This window comes from Yersinia sp. IP36721, from assembly GCF_003634395.1.
Lineage (GTDB): Bacteria > Pseudomonadota > Gammaproteobacteria > Enterobacterales > Enterobacteriaceae > Yersinia > Yersinia entomophaga.
Window position 1 is genome coordinate 230,636 of the sequence record NZ_QCZL01000004.1, and the last position, 24,041, is coordinate 254,676.

The following is a 24,041-nucleotide window of genomic DNA, read 5'->3' on the forward strand; positions in this document are numbered from 1 at the left end:
TTAATTATTGAATGTTAAACTAGGCCGTATTTATTAATGAGGGCTGAGACGGCGATAACCTGCCAGACGCCGTTGCTGATGATCAAAAATAAGGTGATGCCATGAAGTTAATGTTTGCTTCTGATCTACATGGTTCGCTTACTGCAACCGATAAAGTATTGGAAATTTTTAACCGTAGCGGTGCGCAGTGGCTGGTTTTGTTAGGTGATTTGCTCAACCACGGGCCGCGTAATGCTTTGCCGGAAGGCTATCAGCCGGCGCAGGTTGCCGAGCAACTTAACGCTTACGCCGATCGGATTATTGCCGTGCGGGGAAACTGTGACAGTGAAGTGGATCAGATGTTGCTCAACTTTCCGATGATGGCACCCTGGCAGCAGATTATTTTACCGGAAAGACGGTTGTTTTTAACCCACGGTCACCTTTATCATCCTGCGGAACGTCCTCCATTGCGTTGCGGGGATGTCTTGGTTTATGGTCATACACATCTGCCGCAGGCTCAGCTACAGGGGGATGTTTTTTGTTTCAATCCCGGCTCGGTCAGTATTCCTAAAGGCGGTAATCCAGCGAGCTACGGCATGTTGGATCAAGGTGAGTTGCAGGTTTTGACCCTACAAGATGATAAACCTCTTGCCCGGTTGGTTTTAACCGATGAGTTTTAAACGCCGAGGGTTATCGTCGGTTAAAAATACGCGTTTTACACATACTTATAATGTTGTTTTTGAAAAACACTTGATCAACAAATGCGCGCTTATCGTCGCGCCCAGATAGAAGGTTTCAGAGGATGGTGGAGCAAAATCCAACAGTGAGCACGGAATGGGTTGATATTGTTGATGAGCAAAATGAAGTGATTGCTCAGTCCAGTCGTCAACAAATGCGTGCTCAACGTCTGCGCCATCGTGCTACCTATATTGTGGTGCATGATGGTATGGGGAAAATTCTGGTACAGCGTCGTACTGAAAGTAAAGACTTCTACCCGGGTAAACTCGATGCAACGGCGGGGGGAGTGGTGCAGAGCGGTGAAAACTTCCTCGAATCCGCCCGTCGTGAAGCGGAAGAAGAATTGGGTATTGCCGGCGTGCCTTTTGCCGAGCACGGCCTGTTCTATTTTGAAGAGGAGTGCTGTCGCGTGTGGGGCGCATTATTTAGCTGTGTTTCTCACGGGCCTTTTGCGCTGCAAGCGGAAGAAATTGATGAAGTGCGTTGGATGTTGCCGGAAGAAATCACCGCTCGTTGTGATGAATTCACTCCGGATTCTCTGAAAGCGCTATCTTTGTGGCTGAGCCGCAATAACGAACAGGATTACGGTAAGATTACCGTTCGGGAAGATTAACTTCGCCGATAATCTCGCGGTTATCAATAAGTGTTGCTGGCAATGAATAACAAAAGGCTCCGAATAATCGGAGCCTTTTTCATATCGAATATGAGTAAAATCTTAGCGAACGATAATACCCAATAGAATGCCCAGCGCGCCGAAGTCAGCGTCGCTGAAGGTCGTATTGGCAAAACCAATATCACCCAGCACTGGCAGTAGGAATACCGGCAAGAAGGTAATCAGCAGGCCCTGGGCGAAAGCCCCCAGAATCGCCCCGCGACGACCACCGGTCGCGTTGCCGAACACGCCCGCAGCGGCACCTACGAAGAAGTGTGGAACGACGCCTGGGATAATCACCGTCATATTCAGTAGGTACAGGGCAAACATACCAATCAAACCGGCGGCGAAGCTGCTCAGAAAGCCGACCAATACCGCATTGGGTGCGTAAGGGAATACGACTGGGCAATCCAGCGCAGGTTTGGCGTTAGGTACCAGTTTGTCTGAAATGCCTTTAAATGCCGGTACAATTTCTGCAATCACCATGCGTACACCTTGCAGAATGATATAAACACCCGCTGCGAAGGTAATGGACTGCATGATAGAGAACATAAACCAGTTTTTGCCGCCGCTCAGTTCTTTCACCACATCGGCCCCGGCAAACAGGCAGGTTACCAGGAAGATAATGCTCATGGTGAAAGAGATGGCAACTGGCGTATCCCGCAGGAACAGCAGGCTTTTCGGCACGTTCATGTCTTCGGTCGAATGTTCTTTATTACCGAATTTGCTGCCGATAAAACCGGCCAGCACATAAGATAACGTCGAGAAATGGCCAATAGCCACGTCATCGGAACCGGTTACTTTTTTCATGTACGGATGAGCAATCGCAGGGAAGAACACCATTGCCACGCCGACGACCAATGAACCAACGGCTATCAGCGTAATACCGCTCATGCCCGCCGTTGCCAGAATCACTGCCACCATCATTGACATAAACAGCGTGTGATGACCGGTCAGGAAGATAAATTTCCATGGGGTGAAACGGGCGATCAGAATATTGATCACCATAGCGAAGAACATGATCATCGCCATTTCTTTACCGAAGCTTTTTTGCGCCACGGAGACAATGGCTTCGTTGTTCGGTACGACGCCCTGAATACCAAAGGCGTGCTGGAAAATGTTAGCGAAATCACCCAGAGAGGAAACCACCAGACCGGCACCGGCACCCAAAATCACAAAACCCATGATGGTTTTGACAGTGCCTTTAATACATTCGGTTACGGGTTTTTTCTGAGCGATTAGGCCGATTAAGGCGATAAAACCGACTAATACCGCCGGTTCGGACAACACATCGCTCATCAGAAAACGAAAGAAATCCATATTGACCTCCGCTTACAGCGCGCCTAATTCGGTTAATGCAACGGACAAACGCTCTTTCATGGCTTTTTTATCGATCATGTTATCCAGTGCGACAATTTTGCCCGTCACGGATTGCGCGATCAGCTGTTCGGCGATGTCTTTGGTGCCAACATAAATATCGCTCGGTGTGCCTTTGGCTGAGCCTAAATCCACATGATCGACTTCAGCGCTGACGGCCAGCTCTTTCAGAATGTTTTTAATACTGATTTCCATCATCAGGCTGGTGCCTAAACCGTTACCGCAAACCACTGTGATTTTCATTTTATTTCCCCTTGGAATTGGTGATCCCGATTGCTTCGGTGGTTAAACCTTCGCTAATCGCGGATTAATAGCGCGCAATGACAGATAAAATGTCTTGCGTCGTTTTGGCGTTTAACAGGCTGCTTACGTCATTATCGTTATCGAACAATTGAGCGAGTTGAGAGATAGCCTCAATGTGGCTATTGCTGTCCGTCGCGGCTAATACTATTAATAATTTTACCGGGTCGTTCTCTTCGGCATCGAAATTGACGCCGGAGGAAATGACCGTGAGCGCCAGTGAAAGCTTATTGACGCCTTCTTCTGGGCGAGCATGGGGCATGGCGATACCGGGGCCAACAACGTAGTAAGGCCCTATTGCCTCGTGAGAGCGATAAATGGCATCGACGTAGCGTGGTTCAACGGAGCCATTATCAATCAATGGCTGACATGAGATGGCGATAGCATCTCGCCAATCTTTGGCCTGTTCTACTACCTGAACGACATTCGCCGTTAACAATGTCTTTAACATGAGATGAGTCACTCCCGATAACAATTCACATGAGAGTAGATATTTCGCTCATTGATTAATGTGATGTTTATCGCATTTGATAGCGCTACCTGATAGCGCTATCAATAATTGTGATAGCGCTATCATTTAACCGATCCTGGTCTTTGGCTAAATCTGCCCCAGGCATATACAATGCGACTCGATATCTGCGCTGCTAATAGTAGGCGGAGCGCAACAGACAGGCTGAAAACGGTGAGTTTCAGCGGACAGGGAACCCAGAATGGAAAAAACGCGTAAGCGCCGTAACACCGGGAGAGTCACGCTGCAAGAGGTGGCCAACTACGCCGGTGTCGGAACCATGACCGTTTCTCGTGCATTGAGAACCCCGGAGCAGGTTTCTGACAAGTTACGGGAAAAGATAGAACAGGCAGTTGAAGAGCTTGGCTATATCCCTAATCGGGCAGCAGGTGCGCTGGCGTCTGGGCATAGCAATACCGTAGCGGTGCTGATTCCATCGCTGACAGATAAGTCCAGCTCGCGCTTTATGCAGGCTTTACAGCAGGTGCTGAATAAAAACGAATTTCAGCTGTTACTAGGCTGTCACGAACACAATCAGCACAAAGAAGCCGAAATTTTAATGACCTTATTGCAGAGTAATCCGGCTGCGCTGGTTATTTTTGGTTCTCAGCTGGCAGAGAAAACCTATCAAATTCTTGAGCGAGCAAATATTCCTACAGTGAATGTTGTTGGCTCGCGTTACAGCAAAGCTGAAATCACGCTGGAGGCGGCGTTTTTTGAAGCCGCGCATAAACTGACGGATCATTTGCTGGATCAAGGTTATCAGCATATTGGTTACGTGGGCGCGCATATGGATAACCGCTTGCAACGGCAATTGCTCAATGGTTGGCATAAAGCCATGCTGAGCCGCTACCAGAATTCAGATCAGATTGTGACGACTCCGGAAGCCGCCAGCCTGCAATTTGGCCGCTATGCGCTAACGGAAATGCTGTTGCGTCAGCCTGAGCTGGATGCGGTGATTTGTAGCCATGAAGATATTGCGTTGGGCATCATGTTTGAATGTCAGCGGCGTTTGCTGAAGATCCCCGGTGATATAGCCGTGGCTTGTCTGGATGGCTCAGACAGTTGTGACCAAACGCATCCTACCCTGACGTCTATTCGTATTGATTACAAAAAAATGGGGCGGGAGGCCGGGAAACTACTCATTGATATGCTCAATGATAGTGATGATGACGAAGAACCTCGGACGCAGACCTTCAGTTACCAGTTAGAGTTAAGACAAAGCAGTTAAGGCAGTTAAGGATAGGCGGGCAGATTTCACCGTTTAAACCATAAAAAACGCCAGCGCTAAGGCTGGCGTTTATCATTCAAACCGAAGCGTAAATTAAGACGCGTCGGCCTGAGCAGACTGAATAGCAGTCAGAGCGACGGTGTAAACGATATCGTCTACCAGTGCGCCACGGGACAAATCGTTAACCGGCTTGCGCATACCTTGCAGCATTGGCCCGATAGAGACCAGATCTGCTGAACGCTGTACCGCTTTGTAGGTGGTGTTACCGGTGTTCAGATCTGGGAAGATGAACACGGTAGCCTGACCTGCAACCGGAGAGTTAGGCGCTTTGGATTTCGCTACGTCAGCCATGATTGCCGCATCGTACTGCAACGGACCATCGATGATCAGATCTGGGCGTTTTTCCTGTGCCAGACGGGTCGCTTCACGCACTTTCTCAACGTCACTACCTGCGCCGGAATTACCGGTTGAGTAGGAAATCATCGCAACGCGTGGTTCGATACCGAAAGCGGCCGCCGAATCAGCAGATTGAATTGCGATTTCAGACAGCTGCTCTGCGGTTGGATCCGGGTTGATTGCGCAGTCACCGTAAACCAGAACCTGGTCAGGCAGCAGCATAAAGAACACGGAAGAAACCAGCGAGCTGCCCGGTGCAGTTTTGATCAACTGTAGCGGTGGACGAATAGTGTTCGCAGTGGTGTGAACCGCACCGGAAACCAGACCGTCAACTTCGCCTTGTTCCAGCATCAGCGTACCCAGAACCACGTTGTCTTCCAACTGTTCGCGGGCAACGACTTCGGTCATGCCTTTGCTCTTACGCAGTTCTACTAAACGTGGAACATAACGTTCGCGTACGGCAACCGGATCAACAATCTCGATACCTTTACCCAGTTCAACGCCTTGAGCGGCAGCCACTCGACGTATTTCGTCCGGGTTACCTAATAGCACGCACTCGGCAATGCCTCGTTCAGCACAGATTGCAGCCGCTTTTACGGTGCGTGGCTCGTCGCCTTCAGGCAGAACGATGCGTTTGCCGGCTTTACGTGCCAGTTCGGTCAGCTCGTAACGGAATGCCGGTGGAGACAGACGGCGTGAACGCTCGGAGGTGGCGCTCAGTGAGTCGATCCACTCGCTGTTGATATGGCTGGCAACGTAGTTTTGCAGCTTTTCAACGCGCTCATGGTCGTCCGCAGGCACTTCCAAATTGAAGCTTTGCAGGCTCAGAGAGGTCTGCCAGGTGTTAGTGTCAACCATAAATACTGGCAGGCCAGTCTGGAAGGCACGTTCACACAGCTGTTTGATTGGCTCGTCGATAGCGTAGCCACCGGTCAGCAGAATTGCGCCGATTTCAACACCATTCATCGCCGCCAGACAGGCTGAAACTAATACGTCTGGGCGGTCTGCGGAGGTGACCAGCAGAGAACCCGGACGGAAATGCTCCAGCATGTGAGGAATGCTGCGCGCACAGAAAGTCACGGATTTAACGCGGCGGGTATTGATGTCGCCTTCGTTGATAATACGTGCGTTCAGGTGTTTGCACATGTCGATTGCGCGGGTAGCAATCAGCTCGAAGCTCCATGGCACGCAGCCCAGAACTGGCAGCGGGCTGTTGGCAAACAGCTGAGTCGGATCGACTTTCGCTACGCTGGCCTTGGTGGAATCATCAAAGATTTCAGACAGGTCAGGGCGAGTACGGCCTTGTTCATCAACCGGGGCATTCAGTTTGTTAATGATAACGCCGGTGATGTTTTTGTTTTTGCTGCCGCCGAAGCTGGAACGAGCCAGTTCGATACGCTCTTTCAGCTGATCTGGAGAATCGTTACCCAGCGCCAGCACGAACACGATTTCTGCGTTCAGCGTTTTAGCAATTTCATAGTTCAGCGCGTTGGCAAACTGGTGTTTGCGGGTTGGCACCAAACCTTCAACCAGAACCACTTCGGCATCTTTGGTATTTTCGTGGTAACGCGCCACGATTTCTTCCATCAACACGTCCTGCTGGTTAGAACTCAGCAGAGTTTCCACGTAGTTCATATTCAGCGGCTCGGCAGCGGTGATGCTGGAGTTGGCGCGAATGATAGTGGTGGTCTGGTCAGGCGCATCGCCACCGGAACGCGGCTGGGCGATAGGTTTGAACACGCTTAAGCGGACGCCTTTTTGCTCCATGGAGCGAATGACACCCAGGCTGACGCTGGTCAGACCCACGCTGGTGCCAGTTGGGATCAACATAATTGTACGGGACACGGCTAAACCTCTTTACGGTTGCACTCAGGCGACGGTTCTCGCCTGCTGTCGGGCGAAAACAACACCGCCAGCCTTGGCTGACGGTGTTGAGGAGACTTATGCAGTCAGACGGGCTGCGTCTTGTGCGATAACAAACTCTTCGTTAGTTGGGATTACCATCGCCAGACGGCTGCCATCTTTAGTGATGGTGCCGGATTTACCGAAGCGAGCGGCCAGGTTACGTTCGTGGTCAATTTCGAAGCCCAGCAGACCCAGTTTATCCAGAGTCAGTTCACGTACCATAGCTGCGTTTTCACCGATACCGCCGGTGAAGATAACCGCGTCCAAACGGCCGTCCATCAGTGCAGTGTAAGCACCGATGTATTTGGCCAGGCGGTGGCAGAATACGTCCATCGCGCGCTTAGCGTCAGCTTTGGTGTCGTAGTTGTCTTCAACGTAACGGCAGTCGCTGGTGACTTCGGTCAGACCCATCAGGCCAGACTCTTTGGTCAGCATTTTGTTGATTTGATCAACGCTCATGCCCATTGCATCATGCAGATGGAAGATGATTGCTGGATCGATGTCACCGCTGCGAGTCCCCATGACCAGACCTTCCAGCGGGGTCAGACCCATAGAGGTATCGACACATTTACCGTTGCGAACTGCGGTAACAGAACCGCCGTTGCCCAGGTGGCAAGTGATCACGTTCAGTTCTTCCATTGGCTTGTTCAGAGCCTTGGCCGCTTCCTGGCTAACGAAGAAATGGCTAGTACCGTGTGCGCCATAGCGACGGATGCCGTGATCTTTGTACAGGCTGTACGGCAGGGCGTACAGGTAAGATTCTTCTGGCATGGTCTGATGGAATGCAGTGTCGAATACCGCGACATTTTTATTAGCCAGATTCGGGAAGGATTTCAACGCCTCAGCGATACCGATCAGGTGCGCTGGGTTATGCAGTGGTGCAAACGGGATCGAATCTTTGATACCCTGAATAACTTCATCGTCAATAATTACTGATGAAGTGAATTTCTCACCGCCGTGAACGATACGGTGGCCGACAGCAGTCAACTGGGCAGAAAGCTCTGGTTTTTGTGCCAGAATAGTATTAACAATGAAATTCAGTGCTTCGCTGTGCGCTGCACCAGCACCCAATGCTGCTTCTTGTTTGCCGCCATCCATTTTCCATTTGATGCGGGCTTCTGGAAGATGGAAGCATTCGGCTAAACCAGACAGGTGTTCTTCACCGTTGGTCGCGTTGATCACGGCGAATTTCAGGGAAGAACTACCGCAGTTAAGAACCAGTACTAGCTTACTCGACATGGAAGTACCTATTTATTGTCGTGTTTGCAATAAACACGTGGTTAATAAAACGTCAATCTGACCACAAGCGTAGCGCATAATGGTGATGACATTAATGATTAACATCATGCGATAAATGAAAAAGGCATGATGGTGGAAAAATCGCTGATCAAGTGTTTAAAACCTGGTGGTTAAAATGCATCAACGATTTAACAAAAATGATTAATTTGCTGCTAAAAGTTGACATATTGTGCGTCTTCTTCTAGCGGCCAAAAGGCCGGGCTAGGATACCGATAGCGCGCGCTAAAAACAAAATATATTTAATCCATCCAATTTATCATTGGTGGGTTGCAAGAAAATTTTAAATTTTGTCTTTGAAGTTGAGGTGAGCCATGACATCCAAACCTTCCGATTCCGTTAGCTGGTTTCAGGTCCTCCAGCGCGGGCAGCACTATATGAAAACCTGGCCATCAGACAAACGTCTGGCGCCGGTGTTCCCAGAAAATCGCGTAGTGAATGCGACGCGCTTCGGTATTCGCTTTATGCCGCCGCTGGCGATTTTCACGCTGACCTGGCAAATCGCGCTGGGTGGGCAGCTTGGCCCTGCGATTGCTACCGCACTGTTTGCCTGTGGTTTGCCGCTGCAAGGTTTGTGGTGGCTGGGCAAGCGCTCTATTACGCCGTTGCCGCCGACTTTGTTGCAATGGTTTCACGAAGTGCGCAATAAACTGGCTGACGCCGGGCAGGCGGTTGCGCCTATAGAGAAAACTCCGACCTATCAGTCGCTGGCTGAATTGCTGAAACGGGCGTTTAAACAGTTGGATAAAACTTTTCTCGATGATTTATAACTTTTGCAACGATAACTAAATACAAATCCGAGAGTCGGCAGCGGCTCTCGGTGAATCCTTTCACCAAACCCCCTGTCAAATCAAAGAATGGCCCGCTAGTAGTACCACTGAAAGATGCGCTATGCGATGATTTCACCATTAACTTGCCTTTCAGGAGATCATGATGGATATGACTAACGCCCAACGGCTGATCCTTTCAAACCAATACAAAATGATGACCATGTTAGATCCGGATAACGCCGAGCGTTATCGTCGTCAGCAAACCATTGTCGAGCGCGGCTTTGGTCTGCAAATGCGCGAGTTGGACCGTGATTTTGGTGAGTTAAGCGAAGAGACCTGCCGCACCATTATTAATATTATGGAGATGCACCACGCGCTACAGGTGTCTTGGGACAATCTGAAAGATAAGCAAGATCTGGACGGGCGCCGCATCGCTTTCCTCGGTTTCGATGCTGCCACCGAATCCCGCTACCTGAGCTACGTGCGCTTTATGGTGAATACCGAAGGGCGTTATACCCATTTCGATTCCGGCACTCACGGTTTCAATGCCCAAACCCCAATGTGGGATAAATATCAGCGCATGCTGTCTATCTGGCAGTCTTGCCCGCGTCAATATCATTTGAGCGCGGTTGAGATTTCGCAAATCATTAATGCCTGATTAATCACCCGCAAAGCCGCGACTGATCGAGCGAGACGAGGGGGAATAGGCCATTGGCTCGGTGGAGGTTTGTCCATTAAGGTGCCCATAGGTATATTAACCTCTCGTTGACCCGGCTCTGTGGCCGGGCTTGCCGTTAAACTCAATAAATAGCCTGATGATTTAGGTTTCAAGAGGATGTGCTTGTGGAGTGCAAAGGTTTTCTTTTTGACTTGGATGGAACGCTAGTAGATTCATTGCCCGCCGTGGAGCGAGCATGGATTGGCTGGGGAGCCAGGCACGGTATCGAATCATCGGTGGTATTGGACTTTATCCACGGGAAACAGGCTATTACCTCCTTGCGCCACTTTATGCCGGGGCAGAGTGATGAGGCTATTCAGGCCGAGTTTCTGACGTTGGAAAAAATCGAGTCGGAAGATACCGAAGGCGTCACCGCATTGCCGGGTGCAGTTGCGTTACTGGAGCGTCTGAATCAATTGGACATTCCTTGGGCGATTGTTACCTCGGGTTCCGTGCCCGTTGCGTCCGCCCGTCGCGCAGCCGCTCATTTACCGTTACCGGAAGTGTTTATCACGGCTGAACTGGTTACTCACGGCAAACCGCAGCCCGATGCCTATCTGCTGGGCGCGCAGCGTCTGGGGCTGAAACCGGAAGATTGCGTGGTGGTGGAAGACGCGCCCGCGGGGATTCTTTCCGGTCTGGCCGCAGGTTGTAAAGTGATTGCGGTTAACGCACCAGCGGACACGCCAAAACGGGATCAGGTTGATTTGATTCTGACCTCCCTTGAGCAAATCGCGATAGAGAAAACGCTCAACGGCGCGGTGATTCAGCGGGTTAAGTAGCTTTCCTGCTTATTCATTGAATCTGCGATAAAAACCAAGAGCGCCTTAAGGCGCTCTTTTTACGTTTACCGAGTCCCAGCTGCGACTTAACCGGCTGGAAGGGAAAAACTGGCCGCCAGACTCTCCAGATTTTGCGGTATCACCTTAATCACGCCGCCGCGCGGACTATCTATATCGGCAATCAACATAAACGAGAAAGAGATAACCAGCGGTAATATCAACAACATGATTTTTCGCCCTTTGCCGTTTTTAAAACCGTAGCCCACCAACGTGCAGCAGCAGATTGCAATAATACTCATCAACATCCATGCCGCCGGAGGAATACGGTTCCACCAAGCCGCTTGAGTGTAACTGGCTGAGTTCAATACATCGTTCATTCCAGCCAGTACCAGCGCCATCGGTGGCGTTGGCTGTTGCGCCGCAGGTTCAAGCAGCACAGTCCAGAGTTCATCCTGTAGCTGATTGGATTGCTGGTTAATTTCCAGCAGCCTGGCTTTATCGCGGGTGCGATAAAACAGAATTCGTTGATCTACGTAGCGTATCAGCAGGTCTTTGGTTTTATCTCGCGCGGCGGGCGAGAGCAGGTCGGCACGCAGATATTCAGTGCTAATAGCGTTGGCTTCCGCTTCTTCTTGATTTTTACGTAAATCGTACCGGCTGATAGCCATGGAAAAACTGAAGCCGATAATCAGCCCGAGTAGCGTCAGTGTCGCACCTTGAATAACGGTGAAGTTTTCCTGAGTGTTGCCATCCATGGTCTGTCCGCGACGAAAAAACGCCTGGCCGATAAGGGCGCAGCCCCACAGCACCAGAAAAGTCAGGAGAAACAGAACCAGCGGATAATTAGTGATATTAAGCATTTAGCGACCTTGCTCTTAGGGATAATTTCAGCGGTAACTGTCACGCGGCTGTTATACGGCCGCGTTTACGGAGTCACCCAAATCAGGCGGGTTGCCACCAATCTAGTATAGTCAGATGTTGCCCAAACCACCGATATGCTCACCATTAATATGGATATGTATCACTAACGAACAAACGACTCATTTCCGGCGAATAATCAGCAAATCGGCAATGAATTGGATAAAAATACGCCATAAAAACGGTATAAGACTGATAAGCGACAATTTTTTAATCAATATTGATCGCAGGCAGTTGAACTCGCGGCGTTTAATGCTTTACTGATAATGCCCAATCTTTGATTTCCGATTTGCCAGCGAGGCCATTTTGAATAGCGAACTATTGTGGGTATTAACTTTACTTCTGATAGCGATAGGACTGTTTACCACTAATAAATTGAGAATGGACGTGGTGGCGCTGTTGGTGATTATTGCCTTTGTGATGAGCGGCACGCTGACGCTGGCGGAGGCCACCAGTGGTTTTAGCGATCCCAACGTGATTTTGATTGCCGCACTTTTCGTGATTGGCGAAGGTTTGGTAAGAACCGGCGTGGCTTATCAGGTGGGGGATTGGTTGGTTAAGGTGGCAGGGCATAGCGAAACCAAAATGCTGGCTTTGCTGATGGTTACCGTAGCCGGATTGGGTGCCTTTATGAGTTCCACCGGCGTAGTGGCTATTTTTATTCCGGTGGTGCTAAGCGTTGCCAGCCGAATGAAAACATCACCCAGTCGTTTAATGATGCCCCTGAGCTTTGCCGGATTAATCAGCGGCATGATGACGCTGGTGGCGACGCCGCCCAATATGGTGGTGAACAGTGAACTGCTGCGAGAAGGCATTCAGGGTTTCGGGTTTTTCGGCGTCACGCCAATTGGCCTTATTATTCTGCTGTTGGGCGTAGGCTATATGCTGATTGCCCGCCGCTGGCTAGGCAGCAACGAACCGCGCTCAGATAAGGAAAAGTGGCAACGCCGAACTTTCCGCGATTTAATTCGGGATTATCGACTCACTGGCCGCGCGCGTCGTCTGGCAATTCGGCAACGTTCCCCACTGATAGGGCATACGCTGGACGAACTGCATTTACGCGCTCGCTATGGCGCTAATGTGGTTGGGATTGAGCGCTGGCGGCGTTTTCGCCGGGTGATGGTCAGCGCAACCGGTAACTCCGAACTACGAGAAGGGGACGTATTGTTGATCGATATGTCCGATTGTGACGTGGATTTACGCGAATTCTGTAGCGATCAATTGCTGGAACCGATGGTGCTGCGGGGGGAATATTTCTCTGAGCAGGCGCGAAACGTCGGTATGGCCGAGGTTTCTCTGATTCCTGACTCCACTTTGATCGGGAAAAGCCTACGGGACATGACATTCCGCAGTCGTTATGGCCTGAACGTGGTGGGAATTCGCCGTCACGGTAAAGCGATGGAAGGAAAGCTGGTGGATGAAAAACTCCAGTTCGGCGATATTTTGCTGGTGATTGGCGACTGGAAACTGATTCGCCAGCTTCAGTCTCAAACCAAAGATTTTATCGTACTCAGTTTACCGGCAGAAGTGGACGAAGTGGCTCCGGCTTTGTCACAGGCTCCTCACGCGCTGTTTTGTCTGGCGTTGATGGTCGCGATGATGCTGACCGACGAGGTGCCTAACGTGATTGCCGCGTTGATCGCTTGCCTGCTTATGGGACGTTTTCGTTGTATTGATATGGACAGCGCTTATCGCGCGATTCATTGGCCAAGTTTGATTCTGATTATTGGGATGATGCCCTTTGCGCTGGCGCTACAGAAAACTGGTGGGGTAGACCTTATTGTTCACGGCCTGATGGATGTCGCGGGCGGCGCGGGGCCTCGAGTAATGCTGCTGTGTCTGTTCGTGCTTTGCGCCACGATTGGGTTGTTTATCTCTAATACGGCCACGGCGGTATTGATGGCGCCCATTGCCATCGCGGCAGCGAGAGAAATGTCGGTATCACCACTCCCATTCGCCATGATTATCGGTATTGCCGCTTCCGCTGCCTTTATGACACCGGTTTCATCGCCGGTCAATACTTTGGTATTAGGCCCTGGTGGTTATAAATTTGGCGATTTTGTACGTATGGGCGTGCCGTTTACGCTGTTGGTGATGGCCGTTAGCGTGATGGTTGTGCCGCTATTATTTCCATTCTGATTAGCTTTCGTCCTTGGTGCCAAGAGAGGTTGGTGGCACTGACGTGAGCCAGCTCATTAGGATGGGTTCACGTCAGCGACGGATCGGGATTATTCCAAGGGATCGAGGCTGATTTCATCCAAAGACAGGCTGAAGCTAGGCACGAAGACTTCCATAAAGTAATCCATTTCCGGGCTTTTACGCAGGTCGAGAGTTTTCTCCAATCGCGTTTTTGCTTGGGTAAACTCGTGATTTCCCGCCGAAAGCTCTTCCAGACATTTCAGATAGGCGCACAGGGCATCAGCCTGTTTAACCAGCAGTTTCTCATCTTCACTGTAATAGTTTTCATCCAGCAAGCAGCGGAAATCATGCTGTAATTCGGTGGGTAACATTTCGATCAGTTTCTGCTGTGCCACTTTTTCGATTTTTTTATATTCGTGGGCAATCTGCGGATTGTAATACTTGATAGGCGTGGGCATATCGCCGGTAATCACTTCGCTGGCGTCGTGGTACATGGCTAACAGCGCGATGCGGTCGGCGTTCAGATTACCGTTGAATTTACGGTTTTTGATGATTGCCAGCGCATGAGCGACAAAGGCCACTTGCAGGCTATGTTCTGATACATTTTCCGTTCGAACATTACGCATCAGCGGCCAGCGATTAATCAGTTTCAGGCGGGATAGATGGGCGAAGAAGTGGCTCTGACTCATAATTTTCTCTCTTTGTTTTTTCTACGACGATAAATCGGTAATCAAACAGGGAGTCGGGGTAATTTTAGGTTTATAGCCTAACAGAAGAGGAGGCGGGTTTTGTAATTTCTCATCTGCGATAGCGATGATGTGACCAGATAACCTGGGTTGGGTTTTGAAAGCCTGACGGTTCAGTTGCTCCCCACTCGCGGAGACGGCGATAAAATGTCTCGAGCTATGCCGTAGCTTTCTGATAATTCGTATCGGATCAGGTTTGAAAGCCTTATTGTTCGGTTTTTCCCTCACTCGTCGTGGAGGCTTGCGAGCAGGGTTGACAGTCGCCCCAGCTCTGTACTTGGTGCGAAAGTGGGGTTCTGCGAATTTTCCTCGTACACTTTTCGTCCGGCGAGCCAGCGCTAGATTCAGCTGCGGGCGTTATCAGGATGCCATGCTTCCTGCCTCTGCGGCTCAAGGCGCGCTTTGAACAGCTGCCGGCCCACGTCCTGATTGCGCCTTATTAAAATCAAAACCATTTTTATGAATCGCTATTTGCCTTTCACCCTTGATAGGGTTTTTGACCCCAAGCTGGCCCTTTCACAGCACATGTGATCTGCCTAATGAAGAGCGAGTTGCGGCATTCCGCCAGCCGAAGCGATGAGCAAGAGAACCGACGCCGTGAGAAGGCGATAGGTACGGAGGTGCGGAGTGTTAAGACGTGGAGAATGGGGGGGCGCGTAGTCCCCCCAAATCAATTACTGATGGTATGTCTCTAGGAACCGGCCTAGCTTCCCGACCGCCATTTCTAACTCATCTACGCGCGGTAAGGTCACGATGCGCACGTGATCCGGGTACGGCCAGTTGAAGGCACTGCCTTGTACCAGTAACACTTTTTCTTGCAACAGCAAATCCAGCACTAGCTTCTGATCGTCTTTCAGATTGAAACGCTTGGCGTCGATACGCGGGAACATATACAGCGCACCGCGAGGCTTCACACAGGAAACCCCAGGGATCTGATTGATCAATTCCCAGGCGCGATCCCGCTGTTCATACAAACGACCGCCGGGCTGAATAAACTCACTGATGCTCTGATAACCTCCCAGAGCTGTCTGAATGGCGTGCTGCATCGGCACGTTGGCACATAAACGCATCGAAGCCAGCATTTCTAGGCCTTCAATATAACCTTTAGCGTGCTTCTTCGGCCCGTTAAGCACCATCCAGCCCTGACGGAAACCGGCTACGCGGTAAGTCTTGGACAAACCGTTAAAGGTCACGGTCAGCAAATCCGGTGCTAATGCAGCAATCGAATGGTGCTGCGCATCGTCATACAAAATTTTGTCATAGATTTCATCGGCAAAAATGATCAAATCATTCTGGCGGGCAATCTCAACAATCTCCAGCAACAGCTCTTTGCTGTATACCGCGCCGGTTGGGTTGTTCGGGTTGATAATCACAATGCCGCGAGTGCGCGGAGTGATTTTGCTACGAATATCATCCAGATCGGGGAACCAGTCAGATTCCTCATCACACATATAGTGCACGGCTTTACCGCTGGACAGGGAAACAGCCGCGGTCCACAGCGGGTAATCCGGCGCCGGTACCAGCATTTCGTCGCCAATATTTAGCAAGGCTTGCATGGATTGCACAATCAGCTCGGAAACGCCGTTGCCGATGTAAATGTCCTCCACCGTCAGATCGCGCATATCCCGCGCCTGATAGTGCTGCATGATGGCTTTGCGCGCTGAGTATAGGCCTTTGGAGTCGCAATAGCCTTGCGCCGTGGGCAGGTTACGAATGACGTCTACCAGAATTTCATCCGGTGCGTCGAAACCAAACGGGGCAGGATTGCCGATGTTCAGTTTCAGAACCTTATTACCTTCTTCTTCAAGACGCTTAGCTTCTTTTAGCACCGGGCCACGAATGTCGTAACAGACGTTGTCCAGTTTGCTGGATTTTTCAATGGGGGACATAAAACAGAGCCTTTTCACTGGTAAAAGCGTGTCCTGTTCCTGGAACACGGCAAGGTGTTCAATGTACTCCGCTGCCGCACATTTTTGAAGTTCTATACATCGCTTTACTGCAAATGTTTATCGAGGGTAACTGACTTATCATTTTTCCTGTTTCATTCATCATAAAAATCTTAATGATTAGATAAAATGAAGTGTTTGCTGTCTATTTTCTGATCGAAATGACGTGTTTCGGCGATAAAGCAACCGGTAACGCATAATATTCATCCAGCAATACTTATCAACTTAACGCGTTCCCTTACTATTTTTACAATAAAATATTGGCCAATTTCTTTTATATAATAAGTTGATAGCTAAATATTCATGTTTTTATCATACATATTGTAGATGCCAGTCTAAAAATGGCAGGGAAGCTAAAAACTATAAATAGGAAAACTATTAAGAACATTTAATGTAAGGGATTCATTCTCGCACTTTAGTAGAAAATCATTAGTTAAATCTTTTTGAAAAGATAAACCACCATCTCGGTGATAAGTTGTTTTTTTATATATAAAATAAGCGGCCATTAAGGTGAATTTAATTAAAAACAGTACATTAGAAGCATTAAATTTAGCGGCAAGAAATGGCGTTCCCCAGCATAAAAAATCTTCATTTATCGAAGATTTAGCGGTTTTTTGTGACGCTATTCATATAATTGGATGACTGGTTGGGAAAAGATGTTTTTGAAAAAGAGATAAAGATAACGAAATATAAGTTATTTTTTTGCCCTACTCTAATGAGTGGGGTACTGTCATACTTAACATTGTCTCATTTGATAATGTTGTTAGTTAAACACCAGGGTAGTTTGTAATTAGAATTCAAAAAAGTGAAGAATACACTATGACAAATGCAAATCGTCCGATAATTAATCTCGACCTCGATCTGCTTAGAACCTTTGTCGCTGTTGCTGACCTGAATACTTTCGCCGCCGCTGCTGCCGCAGTATGTCGAACGCAATCAGCCGTTAGCCAACAGATGCAACGGTTAGAACAGTTGGTTGGTAAAGAGTTGTTTGCCCGCCATGGGCGCAACAAGTTACTTACTGAACATGGTCTCCAGTTACTTGGCTATGCCAGAAAAATTTTGCGTTTTAACGATGAAGCTTGCACTTCTTTAATGTACAGCAATGTAGAAGGCGTGCTGACCATTGGTGCATCTGATGATACCGCTGATACGCTGCTCCCTTTTCTTTTGAATCGGGTGGCAACGTTGTATCCGCGTTTAGCCATAGATGTGCGGGTCAAGCGTGGGCCGGAAATTGCTGAGATGCTGAGCAGTGGTGAAGTTGATTTAGCGATCACCACGGCAGCAGTTGAAAGTCTTCCCCATCTGATGTTGAGAACCTCCCCAACGCTGTGGTATTGCTCTGCGGACTATCAGTTTGTCCCTGGAGAGGCCATTCCGCTGGTGGTGATGAATGAGCCAAGTCCATTTCGTGACATGGCAATAGAGCATCTGACACAGGCTGGTATTCCGTGGCGCATTGCCTACGTTGCTTCTTCGCTTTCGGCCATTAGGGCGGCGGTGAGGGCAGGGTTAGGTGTGACCGCCAGACCTATCGAAATGATGAGTCCGGACCTGCGGGTATTAGGCGAAACAGAAGGATTACCTCGGTTGCCTGAAACCCATTATGCGCTGTGCAAAGATGATGCATGTGAAAATGAGTTAGCATTGGCGATTTTTAGTGCCTTGCAAAATGGTTATCAGCCTTCATTGCTGACCGGAACAGAACCATCCCAGGGTTCCGAATTGTATATCGATAATTAATAAGAATTATTTAACATCTAGTGTTTCGTTAATCCCCTGTTTAAACAGGGGATTTTTCGTTTCTAAGACAGTAAAAACCTATTTATTACCGTTTTGTTGATATTTCGTGACTAAAGGCGCGTTTCCCACACTTATTTTGGGGTATAGCCCAAGACAGTCAGGCTGCAGTCTAGACTGATATCCATATAGCTCCCCGCAGTATTTTTTTTCTTTTCGTTAACACGTCTTCAATTGACTCAAAACGATGTTTCACTATTTTTAGTTTCAATAACAGCTTTTTATTTGTTAAGAAACTGCCTAATAACACTCAAAACGTGTTCTGGATCAAAAAAATACCCCTAGCTAGTGAGTGGAAGAACAGGTTATTCCTGCGACAATGGTATAGTAAAAACGAAAGATCCACGTTGCTTTATATGTGCATGATAGAACTCAACAAATGACTGACTCGATTTAGCTTTCGAGGTCGCACCAAATGTTAAGCAAGATCGTGCGTTTGTAAATTAATGTGTAGTTACTTTTGTCAAAGTTGACAAAAGGTTATTGAAAGGAGTAAAAAGCCCACAGTAAAACACTGGCTAAATAGTTGTAAAGACAGTGTCTTTGTGTGGTTATTATCCTTCCCTTGAATCGATGTGGTGCACAACTGCCGACACAAGAGCAGAACGTTCGACGCCACTTTTGATGAGTAAGCAATGAGTATGTCAACAACCACTGAAGTTATCGCTCATCACTGGGCGTTCGCTGTATTCCTCATTGGCGCTATCGGGCTGTGCGGTTTCATGCTGCTAGGTGCGTTCTTCCTGGGTGGGAGAGCTCGGGCCCGTGCCAAAAACGTACCCTATGAGTCCGGTATCGACTCGGTTGGCTCTGCGCGTATGCGCCTGTCGGCCAAGTTCTATCTGGTCGCCATGTTCTTCGTTATTTTCGACGTTGAAGCCTTGTACCTGTATGCCTGGTCGATTTCCATTCGCGAAAGCGGCTGGATAGGTTTCATCGAAGCCACCATTTTCATTTTGGTGCTGCTGGCTGGTTTGGTTTATCTGGTGCGCATCGGTGCTCTGGATTGGACTCCTGGGCGGTCGAACCGCCGCGTGAGCAAACCGAGCACGGTCACAAATTCCAAAGGTATTCCGCCCGATTTGCGCCAATAAATACAGCGAGGCATTAACATGGACTATACGCTAACCCGCATAGACCCCAACGGTGAAAATGACCGTTATCCCCTACAAACACAGGAAACCATCAGCGGCGATCCGCTCGAGCAAGACATCCATCGTAGCGTGTACATGGGTAAACTTGAGCACGCGATGCATGACATGGTGAACTGGGGACGTAAAAACTCACTTTGGCCGTATAACTTCGGTCTTTCTTGCTGTTACGTAGAAATGGTGACCTCGTTTACCGCTGTGCATGACGTGGCGCGTTTCGGGGCTGAAGTATTGCGCGCCTCACCGCGTCAGGCTGACTTCATGGTGGTTGCAGGAACCTGCTTCACCAAGATGGCTCCGGTTATTCAGCGTTTGTACGAACAGATGCTTGAACCGAAATGGGTTATCTCAATGGGTGCCTGCGCCAACTCCGGCGGCATGTATGACATTTACTCCGTGGTGCAGGGCGTAGATAAATTCCTGCCGGTGGATGTGTATATCCCAGGTTGCCCACCGCGTCCTGAAGCTTATATGCAAGCGCTGTTACTGTTGCAGGAATCCATTGGTAAAGAACGCCGCCCACTTTCCTGGGTTGTCGGCGATCAGGGCGTTTATCGCGCCAATATGCAGCCAGAACGCGAGCGTAAACACGCTGAGCGTATTGCGGTCACTAACCTGCGTACTCCTGACGAGATTTGATTCTGTCGATTTGACAGTCAATCTAGGTACGACAGCTAAATTCGCGGCGCACTGACCACGAAATGACCCCGGTAGTGATCAAAAAAGTTGTGGTGAAAAAAAATTATGACAGATCATACAACGACCGACAGCGCCCAGCCCGCATGGCAAACCCGCGATCATCTCGATGATCCGGTAATAGGTGAGTTGTCGAACCGTTTTGGGCCAGAGGCCTTTGTTGTTCAGGCGACCCGTACCGGCATGCCGGTAGTCTGGGTGAAGCGTGAACAATTGCTGGAAGTAATGTCGTTTTTAAGAAAACAGCCTAAGCCTTACGTTATGCTGTTCGATCTGCATGGGGTGGATGAGCGGTTGCGTACTCACCGCCAAGGTTTGCCTGATGCGGATTTCTCTGTTTTCTATCATTTGCTTTCTATTGAGCGTAACCGCGACATTATGCTGAAAGTGGCACTGTCTGAAAAAGACATGCACGTGTCCACAGCAACCAAGATTTTCCCGAATGCCAACTGGTATGAGCGGGAAACGTGGGAAATGTTCGGTATTACCTTTGATGGCCACCCGCATTTGACGCGCATTATGATGCCGCAAAGCTGGGAAGGTCATCCGCTGCGTAAAGACTACCCTGCTCGCGCCACGGAATTCGATCCCTTCGTGCTGACCAAGCAGAAAGAAGATATGGAGATGGAGTCTCTCACCTTCAAACCAGAAGATTGGGGTATGAAGCGTGGAACCGAAAATGAGGACTTCATGTTTCTTAACCTCGGTCCTAACCATCCGTCTTCTCATGGTGCTTTCCGCATTGTATTGCAGCTGGATGGCGAAGAAATTGTCGATTGCGTGCCAGACGTGGGTTATCACCACCGCGGCGCGGAAAAGATGGGCGAGCGTCAATCCTGGCATAGCTACATTCCTTACACTGACCGTATCGAGTATCTCGGTGGCTGTGTAAACGAAATGCCGTATGTGCTGGCCGTTGAAAAACTGGCCGGGATTAAAGTGCCGGAGAAGGTTGATACCATCCGCGTGATGCTGTCTGAACTGTTCCGCATCAACAGCCATCTGCTGTACATCAGTACCTTTATCCAGGACGTGGGTGCGATGACCCCGGTGTTCTTCGCCTTTACCGACCGTCAGAAAGTCTACGATGTGATTGAGGCGATTACCGGCTTCCGTATGCATCCAGCCTGGTTCCGTATTGGTGGCGTGGCTCACGATCTGCCACGCGGCTGGGAGCGTTTGCTGCGCGATTTCCTTGACTGGATGCCCAAACGTCTGGATTCCTACGTCAAAGCTGCTTTGCAGAACAGTATCCTGAAAGGACGTTCAATTGGCGTTGCTGCCTACAATTCCAAAGAAGCGTTGGATTGGGGCGTCACTGGTGCTGGCCTGCGTGCCACCGGTATCGATTTTGATGTGCGTAAATGGCGCCCGTATTCCGGTTATGAAAACTTCGAATTCGAAGTGCCAATCGGTAATAACGGTGACTGCTATGACCGCGTAATGCTGAAAGTGGAAGAACTGCGTCAAAGCCTGCGAATTCTGGAGCAATGTTATAAAAACATGCCAGAAGGTCCATTCAAAGCTGACCATCCGCTGACTACGCCGCCGCCGAAAGAACGTACGCTTCAACATATCGAAACGCTGATTACTCACTTCCTGCAAGTTTCGTGGGGCCCGGTGATGCCAGCTAACGAGTCATTCCAGATGATTGAAGCGACCAAAGGGATCAACAGTTACTATCTGACCAGTGACGGCAGCACCATGAGCTATCGCACCCGGATACGTACCCCGAGCTATGCCCATTTGCAGCAGATCCCATCGGTAATCCGTGGCAGCCTGGTATCTGACCTGATCGTCTATCTGGGCAGTATCGATTTTGTAATGTCTGATGTGGACCGCTAATTATGAGTGATCAAAAAGAGACCCAGGATCATAAAGATCAACTTGATGTGGTGAACCTGGCTGTCGATGCAGCGCAGTCTACTGCCGTTGAGCGCTCTGTCGCTGAACAGCCGGCCACCGCACAAGAAGCCTTTGAATTGAGCGCGGAAGAACGCGATGCCATCGAGCATGAAAAGCATCATTACGAAGATGCTCGTGCCGCGTCGATTGAAGCGCTGAAAATCGTACAGAAAAAACGCGGTTGGGTGCCAGACGGTGCGATTCACGCTATTGCTGAGGTGCTGGGTATTCCGGCTTCCGACGTTGAAGGCGTAGCCACTTTCTACAGCCAGATTTTCCGCCAGCCAGTTGGTCGCCATGTGATTCGTTACTGTGACAGCGTGGTTTGCCACATTACCGGTTATCAGGGCATTCAGGCGGCTATCGAGAAAAAGCTCAGCATCAAGCCGGGTCAGACCACTTTTGATGGTCGTTTCACGCTGCTGCCAACTTGCTGCTTGGGTAACTGTGACCGTGGTCCGACGATGATGATCGACGACGATACTCACAGCTACCTGAAGCCTGAAGAAATTGAAAAGTTACTGGAGCAATATCCATGACAAATCCTTCAGGTTTTACTCGTGAAATTATCCGTACCCCGGAAATGCATCCGCTGACCTGGCGTTTGCGTGATGACAAACAGCCGGTATGGCTTGATGAGTACCGCAGCAAAAATGGCTATGTCGGAGCAGAAAAAGCCTTAAAAGGCATGGCTCCGCCGGACGTCGTCAATCTGGTCAAAGATGCGGGTCTGAAAGGGCGCGGCGGCGCAGGTTTCTCCACCGGTTTAAAGTGGAGCCTGATGCCGAAAGACGAAAGCATGAACATCCGTTACCTGCTGTGTAACGCCGATGAAATGGAGCCGGGCACCTATAAAGACCGTCTGCTGATGGAGCAATTGCCTCATCTGCTGGTGGAAGGGATGCTGATCAGCGCCTTCGCGCTGAAAGCCTACCGGGGCTACATCTTCCTGCGTGGTGAATACATCGAAGCGGCGGTGCATTTGCGTCGCGCTATTGCCGAAGCGACCGAAGCCGGTTTGCTGGGCAAAAATATTATGGGCAGCGGTTTCGATTTTGAGCTGATTGTCCATACCGGTGCCGGTCGTTATATCTGCGGGGAAGAAACCGCGCTGATTAACTCACTGGAAGGCCGCCGCGCTAACCCACGTTCCAAGCCGCCTTTCCCTGCGTCTTCCGGCGTGTGGGGCAAACCGACCTGCGTCAACAATGTGGAAACCCTGTGTAACGTGCCGGCAATTTTGGAGCACGGCGTGGATTGGTATCAGGGAATCACCGCTGGCAAAAGTAACGATGCGGGTACCAAGCTGATGGGCTTCTCTGGTCGGGTGAAAAATCCGGGCCTATGGGAACTGCCGTTTGGTATTTCTGCTCGTGAAATTTTGGAAGATTACGCCGGTGGTATGCGTGACGGTTTGAAATTCAAAGCCTGGCAACCGGGCGGTGCGGGTACCGACTTCCTGACCGCCGATCATTTGGATCTGCCTATGGATTTCGAAAACATCGGCAAAGCGGGCAGTCGTTTAGGTACGGCGTTGGCAATGGCGGTGGATCACGAAATCGGTATGGTTTCGCTGGTACGTAATCTGGAAGAGTTCTTTGCCCGTGAGTCATGCGGCTGGTGTACTCCGTGCCGTGACGGTCTGCCGTGGAGTGTCAAAATTCTGCGTGCGCTGGAACGTGGCGAAGGCCAACCGGGTGACATCGAAACGCTGGAACAGCTTTGCCGCTTCTTAGGGCCGGGTAAAACCTTCTGTGCTCACGCGCCGGGCGCGGTTGAACCACTACAAAGCGCGATTAAATATTTCCGGGACGAATTTGAAGCCGGGATCGCGACTAAGGACTATGGCAATACCCGAGCCATAGCCGGTATTCAGCCTAACCTGTTAAAAGCGCGCTGGTAGCACTGATGCCCTTGCTATCTATAAATCGTTATAAGTAGCAAACAGTTATAAGCAGCAAGGGTCAGAATTTTTTGATTAACGCTTGTAAAAAGAACGGTTTCAAGGTCGTCGTGAGCGACGGTCAAACGAGGCAGAAATCAGTAAGAAAGAGCATTTCGGGCTGATTTTTGACGAAGTATCAC

21 protein-coding genes are annotated in these 24,041 nt (G+C 49.7%); 13 read left to right on the plus strand and 8 right to left on the minus strand.

Annotation, left to right across the window (positions count from 1 at the left end):
• Window positions 1-101: 101 nt before the first annotated feature.
• Window positions 102-659 (plus strand): phosphodiesterase, encoded by a 558-nt coding sequence (gene yfcE, locus DBA33_RS06205; protein WP_064517191.1) that lies wholly within the window; start codon window positions 102-104, stop codon window positions 657-659.
• 122 nt (window positions 660-781) lie between these two features.
• Window positions 782-1,330 carry an NUDIX hydrolase YfcD gene (gene yfcD / locus DBA33_RS06210; protein WP_064517193.1) on the plus strand — a complete coding sequence of 183 codons (549 nt, stop codon included), beginning with the start codon at window positions 782-784 and terminating at the stop codon, window positions 1,328-1,330.
• A gap of 102 nt (window positions 1,331-1,432) precedes the next feature.
• Here the strand turns inward: yfcD and DBA33_RS06215 are convergent, their stop codons facing one another.
• From DBA33_RS06215 to DBA33_RS06225, 3 genes are all read right to left on the minus strand, one after another.
• The gene (locus DBA33_RS06215) at window positions 1,433-2,689 is read right to left on the minus strand and encodes a PTS ascorbate transporter subunit IIC (RefSeq protein WP_049597016.1); all 1,257 of its coding nucleotides are present in this window, start codon (window positions 2,687-2,689) and stop codon (window positions 1,433-1,435) included.
• A gap of 12 nt (window positions 2,690-2,701) precedes the next feature.
• A complete protein-coding gene (locus DBA33_RS06220; protein WP_049597017.1) occupies window positions 2,702-2,989 on the minus strand; it encodes a PTS sugar transporter subunit IIB in 288 nt (95 codons plus the stop codon).
• 64 nt (window positions 2,990-3,053) lie between these two features.
• Window positions 3,054-3,497: a PTS sugar transporter subunit IIA gene (locus DBA33_RS06225; protein ID WP_064517194.1), complete on the minus strand. Its 444-nt coding sequence runs from the start codon at window positions 3,495-3,497 to the stop codon at window positions 3,054-3,056.
• A 259-nt stretch (window positions 3,498-3,756) separates the two neighbouring features.
• Between DBA33_RS06225 and DBA33_RS06230 the strand changes: the two genes are divergently transcribed.
• Window positions 3,757-4,785, plus strand: coding sequence for a LacI family DNA-binding transcriptional regulator (locus DBA33_RS06230; protein WP_064517197.1), 1,029 nt, complete (start codon window positions 3,757-3,759; stop codon window positions 4,783-4,785).
• A gap of 93 nt (window positions 4,786-4,878) precedes the next feature.
• On the opposite strand, the gene pta is transcribed toward DBA33_RS06230, so the two are convergent.
• Both pta and ackA read right to left on the minus strand, forming a co-directional pair.
• Window positions 4,879-7,011, minus strand: coding sequence for a phosphate acetyltransferase (pta, locus tag DBA33_RS06235; RefSeq protein ID WP_064517200.1), 2,133 nt, complete (start codon window positions 7,009-7,011; stop codon window positions 4,879-4,881).
• A gap of 111 nt (window positions 7,012-7,122) precedes the next feature.
• A complete protein-coding gene (ackA, locus tag DBA33_RS06240) occupies window positions 7,123-8,325 on the minus strand; it encodes an acetate kinase (protein WP_064517203.1) in 1,203 nt (400 codons plus the stop codon).
• Between the two features lie 371 nt (window positions 8,326-8,696).
• Between ackA and yfbV the strand changes: the two genes are divergently transcribed.
• From yfbV to DBA33_RS06255, 3 genes are all read left to right on the plus strand, one after another.
• The gene (gene yfbV, locus DBA33_RS06245; protein ID WP_064517205.1) at window positions 8,697-9,152 is read left to right on the plus strand and encodes a terminus macrodomain insulation protein YfbV; all 456 of its coding nucleotides are present in this window, start codon (window positions 8,697-8,699) and stop codon (window positions 9,150-9,152) included.
• 163 nt (window positions 9,153-9,315) lie between these two features.
• Window positions 9,316-9,810, plus strand: coding sequence for a YfbU family protein (locus tag DBA33_RS06250; RefSeq protein WP_064517208.1), 495 nt, complete (start codon window positions 9,316-9,318; stop codon window positions 9,808-9,810).
• Between the two features lie 185 nt (window positions 9,811-9,995).
• On the plus strand, window positions 9,996-10,652 hold the full coding sequence (locus tag DBA33_RS06255; RefSeq protein WP_064517209.1) for a sugar phosphatase: 657 nt from the start codon (window positions 9,996-9,998) through the stop codon (window positions 10,650-10,652).
• An 86-nt stretch (window positions 10,653-10,738) separates the two neighbouring features.
• Here the strand turns inward: DBA33_RS06255 and DBA33_RS06260 are convergent, their stop codons facing one another.
• Entirely contained in the window at window positions 10,739-11,512 is a 774-nt protein-coding gene (locus DBA33_RS06260; protein ID WP_064517212.1) for a hypothetical protein, read from the minus strand.
• A 361-nt stretch (window positions 11,513-11,873) separates the two neighbouring features.
• On the opposite strand from DBA33_RS06260, the gene DBA33_RS06265 reads away from it, so the two are divergent.
• Complete coding sequence (locus DBA33_RS06265) at window positions 11,874-13,709, plus strand: SLC13 family permease (RefSeq protein ID WP_306423362.1); 1,836 nt, start codon at window positions 11,874-11,876, stop codon at window positions 13,707-13,709.
• An 89-nt stretch (window positions 13,710-13,798) separates the two neighbouring features.
• Here the strand turns inward: DBA33_RS06265 and yfbR are convergent, their stop codons facing one another.
• Complete coding sequence (gene yfbR / locus DBA33_RS06270; RefSeq protein WP_064517217.1) at window positions 13,799-14,398, minus strand: 5'-deoxynucleotidase; 600 nt, start codon at window positions 14,396-14,398, stop codon at window positions 13,799-13,801.
• Between the two features lie 731 nt (window positions 14,399-15,129).
• Window positions 15,130-16,344: a pyridoxal phosphate-dependent aminotransferase gene (locus tag DBA33_RS06275; RefSeq protein ID WP_049597027.1), complete on the minus strand. Its 1,215-nt coding sequence runs from the start codon at window positions 16,342-16,344 to the stop codon at window positions 15,130-15,132.
• Window positions 16,345-17,220: 876 nt separating this feature from the next.
• Here DBA33_RS06275 and rovM point away from each other — a divergent pair.
• From rovM to nuoF, 6 genes are all read left to right on the plus strand, one after another.
• Complete coding sequence (rovM, locus tag DBA33_RS06280; protein WP_049597028.1) at window positions 17,221-18,147, plus strand: virulence transcriptional regulator RovM; 927 nt, start codon at window positions 17,221-17,223, stop codon at window positions 18,145-18,147.
• A gap of 692 nt (window positions 18,148-18,839) precedes the next feature.
• Entirely contained in the window at window positions 18,840-19,298 is a 459-nt protein-coding gene (gene nuoA, locus DBA33_RS06285) for an NADH-quinone oxidoreductase subunit NuoA (protein ID WP_049597029.1), read from the plus strand.
• A gap of 18 nt (window positions 19,299-19,316) precedes the next feature.
• On the plus strand, window positions 19,317-19,994 hold the full coding sequence (locus tag DBA33_RS06290) for an NADH-quinone oxidoreductase subunit B (RefSeq protein ID WP_049597030.1): 678 nt from the start codon (window positions 19,317-19,319) through the stop codon (window positions 19,992-19,994).
• Between the two features lie 105 nt (window positions 19,995-20,099).
• A complete protein-coding gene (gene nuoC, locus DBA33_RS06295) occupies window positions 20,100-21,896 on the plus strand; it encodes an NADH-quinone oxidoreductase subunit C/D (protein WP_064517220.1) in 1,797 nt (598 codons plus the stop codon).
• Window positions 21,897-21,898: 2 nt separating this feature from the next.
• The gene (nuoE, locus tag DBA33_RS06300) at window positions 21,899-22,495 is read left to right on the plus strand and encodes an NADH-quinone oxidoreductase subunit NuoE (protein WP_235600984.1); all 597 of its coding nucleotides are present in this window, start codon (window positions 21,899-21,901) and stop codon (window positions 22,493-22,495) included.
• A complete protein-coding gene (gene nuoF / locus DBA33_RS06305) occupies window positions 22,492-23,859 on the plus strand; it encodes an NADH-quinone oxidoreductase subunit NuoF (protein WP_064517223.1) in 1,368 nt (455 codons plus the stop codon). Before nuoE ends, nuoF begins: the two co-directional genes overlap by 4 nt.
• Window positions 23,860-24,041 lie beyond the last annotated feature (182 nt).